16 protein-coding genes are annotated in these 17,291 nt (G+C 41.1%); 2 read left to right on the top strand and 14 right to left on the bottom strand.

Annotated features, from left to right (window positions below; all coding sequences use genetic code 11):
* Positions 1 to 4: 4 nt before the first annotated feature.
* From BBW65_RS02800 to pheS, 5 genes are read right to left on the bottom strand one after another with little or no spacing between them, the layout of a single operon-like run.
* On the bottom strand, positions 5 to 1,660 hold the full coding sequence (locus BBW65_RS02800) for a 30S ribosomal protein S1 (protein WP_066339405.1): 1,656 nt from the start codon (positions 1,658 to 1,660) through the stop codon (positions 5 to 7).
* Positions 1,661 to 1,720: 60 nt separating this feature from the next.
* Positions 1,721 to 2,557 carry a 4-hydroxy-3-methylbut-2-enyl diphosphate reductase gene (locus BBW65_RS02795; protein WP_066339402.1) on the bottom strand — a complete coding sequence of 279 codons (837 nt, stop codon included), beginning with the start codon at positions 2,555 to 2,557 and terminating at the stop codon, positions 1,721 to 1,723.
* The gene (gene aroA, locus BBW65_RS02790) at positions 2,554 to 3,849 is read right to left on the bottom strand and encodes a 3-phosphoshikimate 1-carboxyvinyltransferase (protein ID WP_066339400.1); all 1,296 of its coding nucleotides are present in this window, start codon (positions 3,847 to 3,849) and stop codon (positions 2,554 to 2,556) included. Before aroA ends, BBW65_RS02795 begins: the two co-directional genes overlap by 4 nt.
* Positions 3,846 to 6,188, bottom strand: coding sequence for a phenylalanine--tRNA ligase subunit beta (pheT, locus tag BBW65_RS02785; protein ID WP_066339397.1), 2,343 nt, complete (start codon positions 6,186 to 6,188; stop codon positions 3,846 to 3,848). Before pheT ends, aroA begins: the two co-directional genes overlap by 4 nt.
* Positions 6,189 to 7,169, bottom strand: coding sequence for a phenylalanine--tRNA ligase subunit alpha (gene pheS / locus BBW65_RS02780; RefSeq protein WP_066339394.1), 981 nt, complete (start codon positions 7,167 to 7,169; stop codon positions 6,189 to 6,191). It abuts the gene before it with no gap.
* Between the two features lie 82 nt (positions 7,170 to 7,251).
* Here pheS and BBW65_RS02775 point away from each other — a divergent pair, with 82 nt between their 5' ends.
* Positions 7,252 to 7,590 carry a histidine triad nucleotide-binding protein gene (locus tag BBW65_RS02775; protein ID WP_066339390.1) on the top strand — a complete coding sequence of 113 codons (339 nt, stop codon included), beginning with the start codon at positions 7,252 to 7,254 and terminating at the stop codon, positions 7,588 to 7,590.
* On the opposite strand, the gene hemW is transcribed toward BBW65_RS02775, so the two are convergent.
* Positions 7,587 to 8,630, bottom strand: a complete 1,044-nt coding sequence (gene hemW / locus BBW65_RS02770; RefSeq protein ID WP_066339388.1) for a radical SAM family heme chaperone HemW — start codon at positions 8,628 to 8,630, stop codon at positions 7,587 to 7,589. The genes BBW65_RS02775 and hemW overlap by 4 nt on opposite strands.
* A gap of 126 nt (positions 8,631 to 8,756) precedes the next feature.
* Here hemW and BBW65_RS02765 point away from each other — a divergent pair, with 126 nt between their 5' ends.
* Positions 8,757 to 9,437 carry a Bax inhibitor-1/YccA family protein gene (locus tag BBW65_RS02765; protein WP_066339385.1) on the top strand — a complete coding sequence of 227 codons (681 nt, stop codon included), beginning with the start codon at positions 8,757 to 8,759 and terminating at the stop codon, positions 9,435 to 9,437.
* Between the two features lie 23 nt (positions 9,438 to 9,460).
* Here the strand turns inward: BBW65_RS02765 and BBW65_RS02760 are convergent, their stop codons facing one another.
* From BBW65_RS02760 to alaS, 8 genes are all read right to left on the bottom strand, one after another.
* On the bottom strand, positions 9,461 to 9,682 hold the full coding sequence (locus BBW65_RS02760) for a YdcH family protein (RefSeq protein ID WP_066339382.1): 222 nt from the start codon (positions 9,680 to 9,682) through the stop codon (positions 9,461 to 9,463).
* A 54-nt stretch (positions 9,683 to 9,736) separates the two neighbouring features.
* Positions 9,737 to 10,924 carry a conjugal transfer protein TraF gene (gene traF, locus BBW65_RS02755; protein WP_066339379.1) on the bottom strand — a complete coding sequence of 396 codons (1,188 nt, stop codon included), beginning with the start codon at positions 10,922 to 10,924 and terminating at the stop codon, positions 9,737 to 9,739.
* 1 nt (position 10,925) lies between these two features.
* Entirely contained in the window at positions 10,926 to 12,137 is a 1,212-nt protein-coding gene (argJ, locus tag BBW65_RS02750; RefSeq protein WP_066339378.1) for a bifunctional glutamate N-acetyltransferase/amino-acid acetyltransferase ArgJ, read from the bottom strand.
* Entirely contained in the window at positions 12,137 to 13,273 is a 1,137-nt protein-coding gene (locus BBW65_RS02745; protein ID WP_066339376.1) for a potassium channel family protein, read from the bottom strand. The genes argJ and BBW65_RS02745 overlap by 1 nt, the downstream gene beginning before the upstream one ends.
* A gap of 23 nt (positions 13,274 to 13,296) precedes the next feature.
* On the bottom strand, positions 13,297 to 13,485 hold the full coding sequence (gene rpmB / locus BBW65_RS02740) for a 50S ribosomal protein L28 (RefSeq protein ID WP_066339374.1): 189 nt from the start codon (positions 13,483 to 13,485) through the stop codon (positions 13,297 to 13,299).
* A gap of 69 nt (positions 13,486 to 13,554) precedes the next feature.
* Positions 13,555 to 14,502 (bottom strand): NAD(P)-binding domain-containing protein, encoded by a 948-nt coding sequence (locus tag BBW65_RS02735; RefSeq protein WP_066339371.1) that lies wholly within the window; start codon positions 14,500 to 14,502, stop codon positions 13,555 to 13,557.
* Complete coding sequence (gene ccoS, locus BBW65_RS02730; RefSeq protein WP_066339362.1) at positions 14,495 to 14,695, bottom strand: cbb3-type cytochrome oxidase assembly protein CcoS; 201 nt, start codon at positions 14,693 to 14,695, stop codon at positions 14,495 to 14,497. The genes BBW65_RS02735 and ccoS overlap by 8 nt, the downstream gene beginning before the upstream one ends.
* Positions 14,695 to 17,250: an alanine--tRNA ligase gene (gene alaS / locus BBW65_RS02725; RefSeq protein WP_066339359.1), complete on the bottom strand. Its 2,556-nt coding sequence runs from the start codon at positions 17,248 to 17,250 to the stop codon at positions 14,695 to 14,697. The genes ccoS and alaS overlap by 1 nt, the downstream gene beginning before the upstream one ends.
* Between the last annotated feature and the right edge of the window lie 41 nt (positions 17,251 to 17,291).

Genomic DNA, 17,291 nt, shown 5'->3' with positions numbered 1-17,291 from the left:
GGGATTATAGTTTGATTTTGTCACCAAGCGTCATTTTTGTATCCTCATTGTAGTCTTTGAGGTGTTGCAATTCTTTAATGCGTTCAAGCTTCCTTACTGACGCTCGAATCTTGTCGTAATTTTTGTCAATAAAAGCTATCGCACAAGCAATCTTGTCGCCAACTTGCAATTCTTCTTTTTTGAGTGGATGCAAATCTTCATCACGAATGAGTGCTTCAACTTTGTCTCCCAAATCTATAAACACTCCAAAATCTTTGATGGCAAGGATTGTGCCTTCAACTTGATCATCGACCTGATGTGTTTTGGCGAAAAGTTTAATAGGTGATTCTGTGAGTGCCTTGATAGACAAAGAGATTTTTTCTTTGTCTTGATCGATTTTGATGATTTTGGCTTGCACATTTTCACCTGCTTTGAAATCTTTGCTTGTTTTTTCTCTAGCCCAACAAATATCTTCATTGTGGATCAGTCCATCGACTTCGCCAAGATTGACAAACAAACCAAAATCTGCAATTTTGGCGATTTTGCCCTCAACCACATCGCCTACTTGATGTGTATTTTTGAAGTTTGTGAATGGTTTTGGCAACAAGCGTTTGAGAGAAACTCTAAGACGCTTGTTTTGAGAGTTCATTTCGATAATCTCGACATTGATCTCTTGTCCTTGTGTGAGTATATCTGCAGGGTGCTTGAGATTTTTGTTCCAAGAAATTTCTGAAATATGCAAAAATCCTTCGGCTCCATTGCCAAGATCCACAAAAGCACCATAGTTCTCAATATTGCTTACAACGACTTTGATTTGATCGCCAAGATCGAGTTGGCTTTCAATCTCTTTCCAAGGATCTTCACTTGCACCTTTGACAGAGAGAGAGAGGCGATGTTTTTCTGCATCGTATGCGAGAATTTTGACAAGTGTTTTTTCTCCAACTTTGAAAAGTGTGGTTGGATTGATAGGTCCACGATGACTGAGCTCTGTGTAGTGAGCTAAGCCCTCGATTCCATCAATTTCGACAAAAATACCAAAGGGAGTGATTTTGCTAATCACACCTTCTCTGACATTATCACCTTCAAGAAGCTTTTTGACTCTTTCTTCTCTGCCGCTGCGATCCAAATCCAAAAATCTTTTGCGTGATACATAGATGGTTTGCTCTTCTGGCTTGATGTCGGTAATGCACACTTTGAAAGTTTTGCCAATGTTTTTGTTGTCCTCTTTGAGGGCTGATGCAAAGCGTGGCAAAAATGCTTCTGCACCATCAAACTCAACGATATAACCACCTCGATTTTTTTTGATGATTTTGCACTCAACAATTTTGTCTTGATAATCACCTTGGAGAGCTTGAATCTTTGCCTCGATGTTTTTCATTTTGATGACTTTTTTGTAAGAGATGTTTGGACGCTCATTGAAAAAAGTCGTATAGACTTCTATTTTGTCGCCTTCTTTAAACAATAGTTTGCCATCGTCATCTGTAATCTCTGCAGTTGATAATCGCCCCTCTTGTTTTGCTCCATTAACGGCAATTAGTGTAAATTCTGGATCAATTTTTACGATCATACCTTCTTGAATCCCACCACTTGTAACCCTTCGCTCATTTGCAGCAAACATTGAAGCAAAATCGCATTCTTCTTCTAGGGGTGTTGATTCGATCAGTTCAGGATTGGTTATCATAGCGAGTCCTTAGTTCTTTGATTGGGGTATCCCTTAGGTTTAAAACGACTGATTATAGCATTATCCTAAAGATTTTAGAGTAGAAATCTTATTTTTGACATTTTGGATAATCCAATCAGGTGTAGAAGCCCCTGCCGTGATGCCACAAAAGGTTTTATTGGCAAACCATAGAGGATTGAGATCGTTTTCATCTTCGATTAGGTAACTATCTTGGCAATACATTTTTGCGATTTCAAAGAGTTGCTTGGTATTTGAGGAAGCCAATCCTCCAACGACGATCATTATATCAGCCTCTTGTGCAAGTTCTCTTGCGGAGTCTTGATTCTCAAAAGTCGCACTGCAAATCGTGTTGAAAACCCTCACTTCATAGCCATAATCAATCAGATAATTGGCAATTTGAAAAAAATGCTCTCTTTGTTTTGTGGTTTGGGAAATGAGGGCGATTTTTTTGGGGATTTTGTAGCTTTTGAGTTCTTCAAGGCTTTTGATGACCCAAACTGGTGTGGAGGCATAGCTCACGACCCCTTTGACTTCGGGATGTTGTGCATCTCCAAAAATCACCACTTGATACCCCTCCTCACTCATTTTTTCTGCAATTTTTTGAGGTTTTTTGACATAGGGGCAAGTCGCATCGCTGATTTGCACCCCCTGTTGCTGGAGCTTGAGGAGATCGTCTTTTTGAATGCCGTGTGTGCGGACAATCACTGTGTCTGTCGATTTGATTTCATCAAGAGATTCGGCGAGTTTGACACCAAAATCTTGTTGCAATCGATTGATTTCTTTTTGGTTATGGATGAGTGCTCCAAAAGTAATGCTGTGTGGTTGTTTTTCGGCGATTTCGATTGCGCGTTTCACTCCAAAGCAAAAACCGCAATTTGTAGCAATTTTTATTTTCATTGTAACTCCACGAAATGTTCTAAAATTTGATAAAAATTTGGGAGAGAGATATTAACACATTCTGTATTTTCTATCCAAACTTGCGTTTTGATCCCCACAAGTGAAAACGCCATAGCGATACGATGATCCCCAAAGCTTTGCAGTTTCGCATTTTGCTGGAATTCTCCTCCTGTGATTTTGAGCCCATCGTCATATTCCTCCACTTGGATTCCTAGTGCTTGGAGGTTGTGGGCGATAGAGGCAAGGCGATCGCTTTCTTTGATTCTAAGCTCGCCTGCATTTCTGATGATACTCTCTCCGTTGGCACAGGCAAAGGCGATGCAAAGGGCTGGAATCTCATCGATACACCAAGCGATTTGTGAGTTAAGGGTGGTGGCAGATAGAGTGCTAGAACGCACCTCTATGGTGCCGATTTCTTCGATTTGGGAAGAGGTGGTGTGCCAAGTGATATTTGCACCCATTTGTTTGAGAATGCTTAGGGCGTAGATTCGGGTTGGATTGAGCAAGACATTTGTGAAGATACAATGGGATTTGGGAGAGATAAGACACGCAACGATGAAGAAAAAGACGCTAGAGGGGTCGTTGGGGATTTCAAAATCAAGGCTTCTGAGTTTGTGGCGTAGTGGGTGGATTGTGAGCTGGTAGCCTGTGTTTTGGGTGATTTTGATTTGTGCCCCCATTGCAAGTAGCAATCTTTCGCTATGGTCGCGACTTTTGTAGGGTTCAGAATAGAAGCTTGTGCCTTGAGCCTGCAGGGCTGCGAGGATGAAGGCACTTTTGCTTTGTGCTGAAGAGATGGGGGAAATGTGATGGAGTGCGGAGAGCTTGGAGCCTTGGAGACAAAAGGGTGGGTAGAGTGGAGTGGAGCCATCAGCAAAAACTGCACCCATCGGCTCAAGAAAATCTCTAATGCGTTGCATTGGGCGTTTTTGCAACGAGGAGTCTCCATCAAAATAGAATCTATTTCCATCAAAACCAGAGAGCAGTCCCATATACAAACGCATCGTGGTGCCTGAATTGTGGCATTGCAGATTCACATCAGAAGCGAGGCATTTGGATGTGGGGGGCGTGATGATGAGTGTGTGACCTTGCCGCTGCATCTCTGCTCCTAGCTGATGAGCAATGTGGAGGGTTGCGAGTGTGTCTTGTGCGTCAAGGCAATGGTGGATATAAGTGGGCGTATCAGCAAGAAGGGCAAAAATGATTGCCCGATGAGAGAGGGATTTGTCTCTGCCTATCTCATCAAAAACCAAAGTTTCTTGGATGGAATGTTTGGGACATATTTTGATCATCGTAGCGTTGCATTGAATGTTTGATCAAGCAGTGTGAGGATTTGCTGGATACTATGTTTGACTTCTTCTTCCTGTAGTGTTTTGTCTTGAGCTTGGAATTTTAGGCGTAGGCTTAGTGCGATTTGAGAGCCTAGAGACTCGTGGGAATACAAATCTATGGGGTAAATCTCGATGAGGAATGGAATCTGCTCACGCAAAATTGCGGTTTTGATTTGATCAAAAGTGGTATGTGTGTCAATAAGTAGCGTGAGATCTCTCAAGCTTGTTTGGTGTTTTGAAAAAGCAGAGGCTTTTTGCTGATTGATAGTGATGTCATTTAGGTTGATTTCGCAAATAAACCCCTCAAAAGAATAGCCACTCATTGGGTTGATTTTTGCAACATAACCAATCTGCTTGTGATCTTGGACAATCAGGGCTTTTTGGTATGGGTGTGTGAGTAGGCTTGAGGAGAATGGGTATTCTTGCAATGTGAAATTTCCGATAATTTTGGAGAGCTGGTCGCAGAATCGATAAAAATCCCATTTGATTCCTTTGGGATAAGGGAAGCGTTCCTCTTGCTGGAGTGCATTGACAGCAAATGCAAGTCTTTCTATTTCATTTCTTGCAGAGTCATAGCAAATCCCAATCTCACACAACGCAATGCTCTCTATCCCATAGCACAGATTGCGTTCAATCGTGTCAAGCATAGCTGGAATCAATGAGCTTCGCAATGTGTTGAGCTCGTTGTTGATAGGGTTGATGAGATCTAGTGTGTCTGGCAAAGTTAGGAGATTGAGTGCTTTGAGCTTGTCTTTGTCATAAAACACATAATGGATGCTTTCTGTGAAACCAATCGCACAGGCTTTTTTGATCAACTCTCTTTTGTATTTGTAGAATTGATATTGCTCATTGCACGCCTGTGGATATTCTTGAAAAGTCAGTGGAATCGAAGTGACTTTGTTGATTCTGTAGATACGCAAAATCTCTTCGGCAATGTCTTGAGGCATTTTGATGTCGTGGCGATATTCTGGAGGGGTTGCCATAAAAAAGCTTTCATCAAAGCTTGCTTCAATTTTGAAACCAAGCCGTTTGAGAATGAGTGCTATATCCTCTTTGCAGATTTGCTCACCTAGTAATTCCAAAATATAAGAAAAAGTTGTTTTGATACCGATGTTTTCTTCTTTGGTGGAGAGATGATGACTGCTTGAATAAATCTCGACATGTGCGTATTTGATCAGCAAATCACACAGGATTTGCATTCCTAAGAGGAGGTTGGGGTTGCTTCCACGCGTTGTTTTGTATGTGAGTTCAGAATCTTTTTGGATCTCTTTGTGTGTGTGCAAAAGTTGCGAAAGTACTTCAGGATTGACATAACTTGCCTCCAAAATCACGCTTTCGTTGCCAATGTCGTTTTTGGGGTAAAACACACCAATGCGTGCAAGCTTGTTTTGATTGTAGGTGCAATCAAATCCTTCTTCGTCTTGTTTGATGATGATTTGTGCTTCTGCATTGTTGATGAGATTGCTTTTTGAAAAATCGCCAAAGCGATAAGGCTTGAGAATCACTCCGCTTAGATGTGAGGCAAACGAGAGGAAATTTTGCAATCCACTTTGCAGGGCAATGTCGCACATTAGCAAAGAAAGCTGGATATTGAGTGGAGTGTGGATTGAAATGATGTTTGCAACTTTGTAGAGCAGGGAGGCATTGTTTTTGCCTTCATTTGCCATCTGCAGCACTCTACCAATACCCAAAGCCGTGTTTTCATCTTGATAGCTTTTGAGGCTAAAAGGAACGCCAAGAGCGACACTTAGATCCCTTGCCACTCCTATGACGCTAAGACAATCTCCACGATTGGGGGTGATGCCAATTTGGATGATAAAATTATTAAAAATAGGATAAGTATTGAGGGCTCGACCCAATTTGAGTTCCCCGATACTAGAATCTAGCACCATAATTCCTTCGTTGGTTTGGGGCAATCCAAGCTCGACACTAGAGCAAATCATACCCTCGCTACGCACCTCTCTTAGAGTAGTCGGAGCGATACAAAGCTCACCTTTTGGGGTATTGAGTTTTGTGCCTTGTGTGGCAAGGGCGATGTATTGTTCTGTTGCGACATTTGATGCCCCACAGACGATTTGCAGGGTTTGGCTTCCAATATCAACTTGACAAACACTGAGTTTGTCTGCATTTGGGTGTTGGGCTTTGTCGATCACTTTGCCCACAACGACTCCATCAGGAATCTTGATTGCCTGAAATGATTCTACTTCTAGTCCAATTTGGCTCAAAGTGTCACACAAGGTTTGGGGTGCAATATCGCCGATTCGTATAAATTCTTCTAGTAGGTGTTTTGTAACTTTCATTTATTTCAATCCTCTCAAATCCATTTCAAAAAAACTACGCAAATCATTGACTGCATAATAAAGCATAGCAAAGCGTTCAACCCCAAGCCCAAAGGCATATCCACTGACATTTTCATACCCCACAGAATCAAAGACATTTTGATTGACCATTCCACAACCCAAAACCTCTAGCCATCCTGTTTGGGAGCAGATGCGACAACCATCACCTCCGCAAAAAACACAGCTCATATCAACTTCAGCACTAGGCTCTGTAAAAGGAAAGAAGCTAGAGCGAAAACGGATTTCCACTGCCCCAAAAATATGGCGAATGAAATTTTCCAAGATAAACTTGAGGTTTGCAAAAGTCACTTTTCCTTTTTGATCCACGACCAATCCCTCGATTTGATGAAACATCGGCGTGTGTGTCAAATCATAATCCCTACGGAATACCGCCCCCGGAGCAATGATCCTTAGCGGGAAGCTTTGGGTTTGCATTGTGTGGATTTGGACAGGGGAGGTGTGTGTCCTTAGGAGCTTTGAATCTGCAAAATAAAAAGTATCTTGCATATCGCGTGCTGGGTGAAATGATGGGATATTGAGTGCTTCAAAATTATGGAAATCATCTTCTATCAGCGTTTTGTTTTTGATTTCAAAGTTCAATAGAGCAAAGTAATCTACAATCTTTTCAATCATCAAATTGACATAATGAACCCTGCCTTGATGATTGGAGCTAAAAAGAGTGATGTCAATCTTTTCTTGTTCTAGCTTTTGTAGCATTTCTTGGTGAAGTAATTCTTGCTTTTTGAGTTCAAACACACGCTCAAACTCTTGTTTGGCTGTGTTGAGTTCTTGGGCTTTTTGTTTTTTTGCCTCTCCTTGCAAATCTTTGAGTTGTGCAAAGGCAAGTGTCAAAACACCCTTTTTGCCATTGATCTGGACTTTGAGATGTTCAAGTTCTTGGAGATTTTGAGCTTGATTGATTTGTGTGATAAGGTTTTGCATCGATATTCCTTGCTATGACTGCGATTTTTGATATTGTAGTAAAATATTTTAAAGACATTATGATTTTGGAGAGGGAAGTAGAATGCAAAAAAATATTTTTGAAAAAATTATTGATGGCGAGATTCCAAGCAAAAAGGTTTTGGAAAATGAGAATTTTTTGGCTTTTGAAGACATCAATCCACAAGCCCCGATACATATCCTAATCATTCCAAAGCAATCGATCAAAGACTTTCAACAAGCACATTGTATTGATATGCAAGGGATGACACTTTTTATCCAAGAAGTTGTGAAGCATTTGGGGATTGAGCAAGAGGGCTATCGCTTGATTACCAATGTCGGGACAAATGGCGGTCAGGAAGTGCCACATTTGCATTTTCATCTGCTTGCGGGAGCCAAGCTCAAATGGGGCAAGATGTATTAGCTTAGAAAAAGTGCGATCTCATCTGCGAGAAAGTAATCATTGGCAACTAGCCTATTGTGGTTGATGTGGCATTTGTTTTCTTCCAAAAGATAGCTGATTTTTTGTGAATCTAGATCTGCAAGATCCACTCCCACTTCACACCTAAGCCCCAAAAATAGCCTCTCTAGCCGCTGATCTTGAGGGGTGAGAAACTCTTTTTGTTTGTGCGTTGGGTTTTTGATATAAGTGTGGATATTGTTTGAGCCTTGCATTCTTGTGCCATCGATACAGCCCACTCCTCCAGCACCACAGCCCAAATAATCCAAACCTTGCCAATACGCAAGATTGTGTTTGGATTTTGCTTTGCAAAAGAAGTTTGAAACTTCATATTGCGTGAAGTTAAAATCGTGGAGAATGTGTCTGAGATAGAGGGAGTGATCGTTGTTTGGGAGTGATGGGGGGTTTTTGTAAAATGCTGAACCTTTGTCAATGCTAAGAGTGTATGCTGAGAGATGATACAAATCAAAAGATTGCAGTTGTGTGAGTTCTTGCAACAAAAATTGTTCATCATCAAAGGGTGTGCCATAGATTAAATCCAAACTGATGTTTTGGATTTGGGCTTTGCGGATAGCTGTGATGCTAGATTGAATATCATAAGACTGATGGTCGCGTTGCAAAAATTGCAATTTGGCATCATTGAAGCTTTGCACCCCAAGACTTACGCGATTGATACCAAAGCTTTTGAGATCTGACATCCATTCTAGGGAGATGAGGTTGGGGTTGGCTTCTATCGTGATTTCACAATCTGCTTCTAGCGAGGCATACAGGTTGATGCATTCAAAAATTTTTGCATAATGGCGGGAGGCAAGTGTGTTTGGAGTGCCTCCACCAATATAAATGCTAGAGAGCTGGTAAGAATGATTTTGAAGCTGTGCGGTGATGTCGGCGATGAGTGCGAGAGTGTATTGTTGTTGCACTAGAGAATCATATTGCGCACTTGAGTTGAAAGCACAATACCCGCATTTGCTGGTGCAAAATGGGATATGAAGATACAGGGTCATTTTTGCTCCATTTTTTGAAGCAATTTTAGCAGGAATGGGGTTTGAAATGCTAGTTTTATATTTACAAAGAAACCTGCAAAGTGTTGTATGATAGTCATTTTATTTTCTATTAAAAAAGGAGTAAAAATGAGTTTGTATGATCGAGATTATTCTCAATCGTTTGCTTATGCAAGAGAAGGGGCTTTGGTCGAGTTTGTCAAAACGACTTATAAGTTTTTTGCAGGTAGCTTGTTGCTTGGCACGATTGGTGCATTGCTAGGCTTTGCATTTTTTGAGGCGGTAGTGACTTATCGCTGGGTGTTTTTCATCGCAGAGATTGGTGCGTTGTTTGGTTTGATGTTTTCAAAGAGTAAGCCCGGTCTCAATCTAGCGATGTTGTTTCTTTTTACGACATTGAGCGGAATCACTCTTGTGCCATTGCTAGGTTTTGTCATTGCCAAAAGTGGCGTTTTGGCAGTAGCACAGGCTTTTGGAATGACAACAATCATTTTTGGGATTATGAGTGCTTATGCCATCAAAACCAAAGCTGATCTTTCAAGCTGGGGCAAATGGCTTTTTATCGCATTTATTGTGATTTTTATTGGATCAATTATCAATATATTCTTGGGTTCTTCGCCATTACAGGCAGTGATTGCTGGAGCAGGGGCATTGATTTTTAGTGGTTTTATCGCTTATGATACGCAGAATATCATTCGTGGTGCGTATGATAGTCCGATAGATGCAGCTATTGCTTTGTATTTGGATTTTTTAAATCTCTTTGTTTCGCTTTTGCAGTTGATTGGAATCTTTGGCAATCGCCAAGAATAATTGTGGGGGTAGGGGGAAGCCGATTAACTATCGGCTTTTGAGCGTTGTAGCATCATATAAATTTCATCTTTGAGCTTTAGCTTCTCTTTTTTGAGCAGATTGACTTCTGTATCTGTAGCAAAAAGAATCCCTTTTTCTATGTTTTCTAGTTTTTGATCTAGCTCATTGTGCTCATCAAAAATCTTGGCAAAGTGTGCATTGCTCTGTTTGAGCTGCTTGATTTCCTCTCTATACTCGTGTAACATCAAAACCTCCTTTATGTAAGTTGGTAATGATGATGCCCTAAAAACTTTAATAAATCAAAAGGTGAAGCTCCCGCCCACCTTAAGTGTTACAAAATTTGGCACTTTGTAACCTTTGATATCAAACATTTCTGTTGAGACTTGGGCGGCTATATCCAAAAATCCTAGTAGATTGATCCCCCCAGTAAGAATCGCACCTTGTGCAAAAGAGTTTGCCATATCGCCCATCACGCCAAAACGCAAATCGATATAACTAAAATCCATCAAAAACCCTGTTCCAATCATTTGTGTTTTGGGGGAGTTGTCAAAAAGTATATGATTGGGTGCCAAATCCGTATCAAAGGTAAGTGCAAAATAATCTGCAAACTCATAAGAAAGCCCTAGTCTAAATTGAGGCATAACCCTCACTTTTTGATTCCACAAATCAAACTGAGGGGCATTGATATTTTTTGCCACAACGCCCACATTGAGACCATAGATAGAATACAACAAGCCCAAATCAATCCCAAACCAATGAGATGTTTGATCTAGCGTGGGTAGATTGATTGTTTTGCTTAAATTTTGCTGATCTTGCGAGATTGTTCCAGAAATATTTGCATTCACTCCATTGAGCCCCATGTATTTGATAGTTGTTCCTATGCTAATATCACCTGCACTTGTTTCAAACCTCCATCCCCAAGCCACAGGAATCTCTACAAGGGCTACACCCGCAGGGTTTGTCGCTACGCTAAGTGTTGGGTTTGCATTATTGTTGTTGTAAGTAGCTTGTATGTCTCCATACAAAAAAGTGGAGGCAAACATTGCCAAAGTAAAAGCCCCATAAGGATTGCGTTTCTCAATCATTTCCCCTGTTTCTTTGCCATTTTCATCAAGCTTTGGCACCTCATAGCCTCCACCCGTGATTTGTATCACTAAGCCATTTTGAGAGCTAAGGGAGATTGAGTGCTTTTTGTGCTGATTGAAGCTGTTCCATAAACTTTCAGGGCTCAAGTCTGCTTGATTTTGGAGAACACTTGAAGCAAGTGCTCCGATCCCTTGCTGATCCACATTGACTCCAAAGCTATAGCCAAATTTACCACGATTGTCCGCTGCCAAAAGTGCAGGGTTATAATAAACCCCCCAAGCTGATTTAGTCAAAGCCACACCGGTATTACCAAGTCCTGCAGAAGTATTTCCCATATTTCCAAAACCCAAAGCATTGAGACTTCCCAAGACCATACAAGAAGCTAAGATAAGTTTTTTCATTTTAACTCCTATAATCTGAATTGATTTTGACATATTGATGCCCTAAATCACAAGCATAAGCTGTGAAGCTCGCATCTCCCACTCCCAAATCACAAGTGATGTGAAAAGAATCTTTTTGCATTATTTTTGAAGCCTTTTCTTCGGTTGCGGGATCAAATAATATTGTTCCACAATCAAACACGCAAATATCTTCAATCAAAATTTTCAGCCTCTCCTCATACGCTTGAACCCCTGATGCACCGATTGTCGAAGCGATTCTCCCCCAATTAGGATCGCTTCCAAAAAGTGCAGTTTTGACAAGGAGGGAGTTGGCTAGAGCTTTACTTGCACAAATGGCGTCTTGTTGGTTTTTGGCACCTTTGATTCTAAAAGCTACAAGTTTTTGTGCTCCCTCTCCGTCTTTGACAATATCTGTTGCAAGTTTTTTCATAATGATTGCCAAGGCATTGTCAAAGGCTTGTTTGTGGTATGCCCCACTTTTGCCATTGGCAAATACAAACAAAGAATCATTGGTGCTTGTGTCGCCATCCACGCTGATAGCATTGAAAGTCGTATGGAGGTTTTTGTCTGTAAGTTCTTTGAGATCTGTTTGGGGGATTTGTGCATCGGTGGTGATGAAGCAAAGCATCGTTGCCATTGAGGGCTCAATCATTCCTGCACCCTTTGCCATCGCACCAATATGAAATGATTCTCCATTTTCTAGTTCAACTCTTAGGGCAATTTGTTTGGCAAACGAATCTGTGGTGCGAATCGCCTCTGACGCTCTGGTAGCTGATTGTGTAGAATGGTTTGAGAGTGTAAATTTCTCAAAACTATTGATGAGCTTTTGAGTGTCAAGTCTCACTCCAATCACTCCGGTGCTTGATGAGATGGGGTTTTGTATTTGAGGGAATTGTTGTTTGAGTGCTTCAAGGACTAGGTGGATGTCCTCTATACCTGCCTTTCCTGTCATTGCATTGGCATTTTTTGTATTGATTAGCACGAAATTGCTTTCTTTGCCTGATACTTCTTGCAGATAATGCCTGATAGGTGCGGCTTGAAAGCGGTTGGTGGTGAAAACTGCGTAAGGCTCACAAGGGGTGTCCATATAGATGAAGGCAACATCTAGTTTTTCATCAGGTTTGAACCCCGCACTCACGCCATCAGCATAAAATCCACAAGGAGCACAAACACCTCCCTCAATGGGAAAAATATCATAAGTTAGCGTATCCATTATTTATCCTGTTTTTTGATTTCATCGGGTTTTTCACGACGCAAAATCAGGCGTTTTGTTTCGCGTATTCCCTCACTTGTGCCAATCATTAGGAGTTTGGATTCACTTGGGACGATTGTTTCGCCTGTAGGCATTGTGATGTATTTGCCATCTTTTTGTGTAATCCCGACAATAGAAACTTGTGTGACTGCCCTGAAATGTGCATCTTTGAGTTTTTTGAGGACAAGCCAACTATATTTGGGCACCACCACTTCTTCTAGATCGAGTTGTGTGTCTTTTTTGTAAGCAAATTGCTCTAGTAGATTTTCCATATCTGGTCTGATCGCCATTGCACTTACGCGTTGAGCCATCAGTTTGGTTGCCGATACGACAGAGTTTGCTCCCAATTTTTTGAGGCGATCGATGTCTTCTTGAGAATCAGCACTCGCAATCACATAGTATGCCTTGCGTCCAAGCTCTTTTTCAAACAAACGCACTGATACGATAAGGGCGATATTGTCTGCTGGGATTTTTGAAAAGCTCACAATCCCTTTGGCACTTGCAAGATGTGTTTTGAGGATCGCTGTATCCGTATGAGGATCGCCGACGATGTAATAAGGATATTTATGCTTTTTTGCTTCCTCTTCAAAGTTTGGCTGATTATCGACCACCACAAAAGGAATCTGTGCTTCTCGAAATTGTCTTGCCAACTCGATTGTGTATTCGTTGTGATAACACACGACATAGTGATTTCTCAATCTGACGATTTTCTGCACCATTTTTTTCTCCCGTATTAACCTAATCAATCTCCCATCATTGATGATACTGACAACCGTTGCAACGCTAAAAGCAATCACACCCGCTCCAGAAAACATAATAATTGTTGTAAAAATAATAGATAACGGAGTGAATTCTTCTTCTTTGAGTGAGCCAAAGCCGGTATTTGTAAAAGTATATGCAGCTTGGAAAAAAGCATCCATCAAATTATAATCTTCTAGCCACAAATACCCCAAAGTCCCGATTAGAAGAAAGATTTGAATGAGAACTAAAGGAAGGCGGAAGTATTTGAGTTGCTCATAAAGCGCACTGCTCAAATCAACTTCAACTTGTTGTTTTTGATCCCTCCAATGAAGAATTTTCTTGATTTTTTTTAGCAAAGGCTTACGCCTCTATCACTTGATTAAGATCTCTTTTTCATTGTTCTTAAAGTAGAGGCAGCGACTTTGATTTTCATCGTAGTGCCATCTTCAAGTCTTACACGCACGCTTCTTAGATTAGGGAGAGAGCGTTTTTTGTTTTTGTTGTTTGCGTGACTTACATTGTTGCCCACCATTGGACCCTTGCCTGTAAAAAAACATTTCCTTGCCATTTGAAACCCTTTAATTGAATAAAATAAACCTAGGATTATATTTGAGACAACCCTAAAAAAAACTTAAAACTAGATTCTTTTTGCAATTTCTTGTGCAATGATATAGGCTTGATTCAAGCCGATTGCGATTGATCCTCCACTTTGCAAAGCAATATCTCCTGCGATGAAAAGATTGGGGATACTAGTTTCGCATTGAGCGTTGCTGATTGGCGTATTACTCTCATCAAGTTTGAGTTTGCATTTTTGCAAAAAATCTAGAGGAGTTGCTCCGCCGATTGCATAGATGAGGCGATCAAAAACCTCTTGACTCCCATCTGCAAACTGCACTCCTACTTTTCCACCCTCATCACTTAGAGTAACAATATCTACTCCCAATTTTGTTTGCAATTTGCCATTTTTAATCACCTTGTTGAGTTCTTCTGCGTTGGTGTCATTGATTCTGGCAAATTCTGTGCGACGATAGTTGAGCGTTGTGGGGTTGGTATTGCACAAATCATAAGCGTATTCTACAGCTGAGTTTCCGCCACCGATGATGAGTAGTTTTTCTCCTGCTTTGACGCTGTTGGCATTGAAATTGACAATCGAGCGTATAGTCAATGGGATCGCATAGCTTGGTTTGTTGGGCTGCCCCATTTTTCCGATACTAATCACTGCAAACTTGCTTTTGAACACTTCTCCACCGCTTGTATGGATTTCAAACCCCTCTGCAACTTCTTGGATTTTTTCGACATCACAATTTGTTTTGAGATCTAGCCCATTTGAAGCAATGAGTGAATCAAAAAGCTCCAATGTGCTTTCTTTGTTGCCATCAACAAACTTGATAGAGCCTTGCAGATCCACCTCTTGCCCTTTGTAATCTTTATCCACCCTTTTCCCGTCTTTGTAGAATTTGCGAATAGTCATTGAATGGTTGTCACCCTTTTCTAGCAAAATAATATTGCCAATTCCCAATGCCTTTGCCTCAACAGCCACCGCAATACCTGTTGTCCCAGATCCAATAATTGCTAAATCAAACATTTTTTCTCCTTGAATTTTCTTCTTTTTGTTTTGCAAGGTTGAGTTCTTCTTCTCCGTCATACAAAACGCCTTGCAACATTTTTTTTTCATCGCTGAATTGATGATTTTTGATTCCCCAAAGAAATGCAACTAGCCCAATAAAACCCAAAAAAAGAGATACATACAACATCACTCCTAGGATTCCTACGCTCATCATTCTCCCTTTAAGATTTGGTCAGCATACATTTGAGCTTTTTGCAATGCTTCTTGAAGTCGGTGGGTGTCTTTGCCACCAGCTGTTGCAAAATCATCTCTTCCACCGCCATTGCCACCAACTACTTGCGCAATTTCTTTGACCCATATTCCTGCTTTTAATGGGAGATTTTTTACGCCAGCCACAAAAGAAACTTTGTCTTCAGTTTGTTGGAATAGAAGTATAGCAATTTTGTCATTTTGGTTTTTGAGTTGATCAATGATTTCTTTACCATTTTCTTTGGTTTCTGCAATAATGACTGAAGCATCGCCGATTTTTTGAATCTCAAAATCCAAAGAAGCTTGATTTTGCCCCATTTTTTTGAGCCTTTTGTTTTCTTCTGTGAGTTTTTGGATACTAGCAGAAAGATCTTGGGTTTTGAGTTGCTCTTTGAGTGTTGCCATCTCTAGGATTAGATTTTTGGCATAGAGATAGGCACTCTCTCCGCAAACTGCTTCGATCCTTCTCACCCCGCTGCTCACTCCACTTTCTTTGAGGATGTAGAAGCTTCCAATCTCTCCACTATTTGCGATATGGATGCCTCCACACAACTCACAACTTACATCTCCAAACTGAACCACACGCACTTTGTCTGCATATTTTTCACTAAACAAAGCAATCGCCCCTTGTTTTTTTGCCTCATCAAGTGATGTTTCTTGGGTTTGCATAGGGATACAGGTGGCAATCAAAGTATTTACGCGATCTTGCAGATCTTGAAGCTCAAAAGAAGTGAGTGCTCTAGAAAAAGTAAAATCAAATCTCAAGCGGTGATTTTCTACCAAACTTCCCGCTTGTGCCACTTGCTCTCCTAGCAAATCACGCAAGGCGGAGTGGAGTAAATGCGTCCCAGAGTGATGTTTGGCAATCTCTTTTTGACGCATGGTATCCACTCTTGCTTCTAGGCTGTCTCCGACTTTGAGATCACAATGAGCCAAAACCTGATTGAGCGTGATCTCAGCATATTTGCGAGAATCCAAAACATCTGCTGCTAGCTGATCTCTTGTAAAAAACCACCCACTATCCCCGATCGCCCCACCGCCTTGAGGATAGAAAGGATTGTTATCCAAAACGATCCACCCCTTTTGCCCCTCTAGGATTTCTGTGATTTGCCTGAAGTTTTCATCAAATGCCATCGTGATTTTGCTTTGAGTGTAGCAGGGTTGCTCAAGATAGGAATTCTCTTGTGTGATTTGTGTGACATTGCCCAAATCTCCACCTTTGAACTCACCACCACTGCCTTTCCAAGAAGCTCTTGCCATTTCTTTTTGTTTGGACATGCATTGATCAAAAGTTTGCATATCAATTTCTAGATTTCTATCTCTCAACATATCAAGGGTGAGATCCAAAGGGAAGCCATAAGTGTCATAAAGTTTAAATGCGACTTCTCCGCTAAAAATCACAGAGGTTTGGGAGAGTTCTTTGTTGAAAAGCTGCATTCCTGATTCTAGGGTTTCAAAGAAGCGTTCCTCTTCGTTTTTGCATTCTTGTATCATAATGTTTTGGCGTTCAAGTAGATAGGGATAAATCCCTCCCATTTGCAAACAAACTTCTTGGATGATCTCAAACAAGAATGGCTCTTTGATACCTAGCAAATAGCCGTGTCTCACGGCACGCCTAAGAATGCGTCTCAACACATAGCCTCTGCCCTCTTTGTCAAAATGCACACCCTGAGCAAGTAAAAAAGCCACCGATCTTGCGTGATCTGCGATCACTCTGTAGCTCGCACCCTTATCATAATGATAGGGTTTGCCACAGATAGAGGCAACTTTTTGGATGAGTGGCATAAAAATAGAGCTATCAAAGTTACTCCTTTTGCCTTCCAGCAGTGCGACTACACGCTCTAGCCCCATACCTGTATCGATACTAGGTTTGGGCAATGGAGTGAGGTTGCCCAGTGCGTCTCTTTGGTATTGCATAAAAACAAGATTCCAAATCTCCAAAAATCTATCTCCATCCCCTCCAAAATAATCTTCACTTCCGCAAAAATGCTCTGCCCCCTGATCGACAAAAATCTCACTACAAGGTCCGCAAGGTCCGGTATCCCCCATTTGCCAGAAGTTGTCTTTGTCACCTAGTCTTTTGATTCTTTGAGGATCGATGTGTTTGCTCCAAATCTCAAAAGCCTCATCATCGCTTTGATGCACCGTGACATAAAGGACGCTTTTGTCAAATCCCAAAACTTCGGTGACAAATTCCCACGCATAAGCGATTGCTTGTTCTTTGAAATAATCTCCAAAACTGAAATTGCCCAGCATTTCAAAAAGCGTATGGTGGCGTGCCGTATAGCCGACATTTTCTAGATCATTGTGTTTTCCACCAGCTCGCATACAGAGCTGTGAGCTAGTGGCACGAGGGGTTTGTGGTGCAGGAATCTCCCCTGTAAAAACATCTTTGAACTGCACCATTCCTGCATTGGTGAAAAGCAATGAGTTGTCTTCAGGCACTAAGGGCATACTTGCATAAACTTGATGCCCTTTGGAGGAAAAAAACTCCAAAAATTTTGATCGTATATCCATTTGTGTATCCTTTGAAAAAATTTTATTTTATCAATCTAATC

Source organism: Helicobacter enhydrae (assembly GCF_001693335.1).
GTDB classification, from domain to species: domain Bacteria; phylum Campylobacterota; class Campylobacteria; order Campylobacterales; family Helicobacteraceae; genus Helicobacter_G; species Helicobacter_G enhydrae.
Note: the sequence above shows the minus strand (reverse complement) of the source record. Positions and strands in the feature narration are given on the sequence as shown.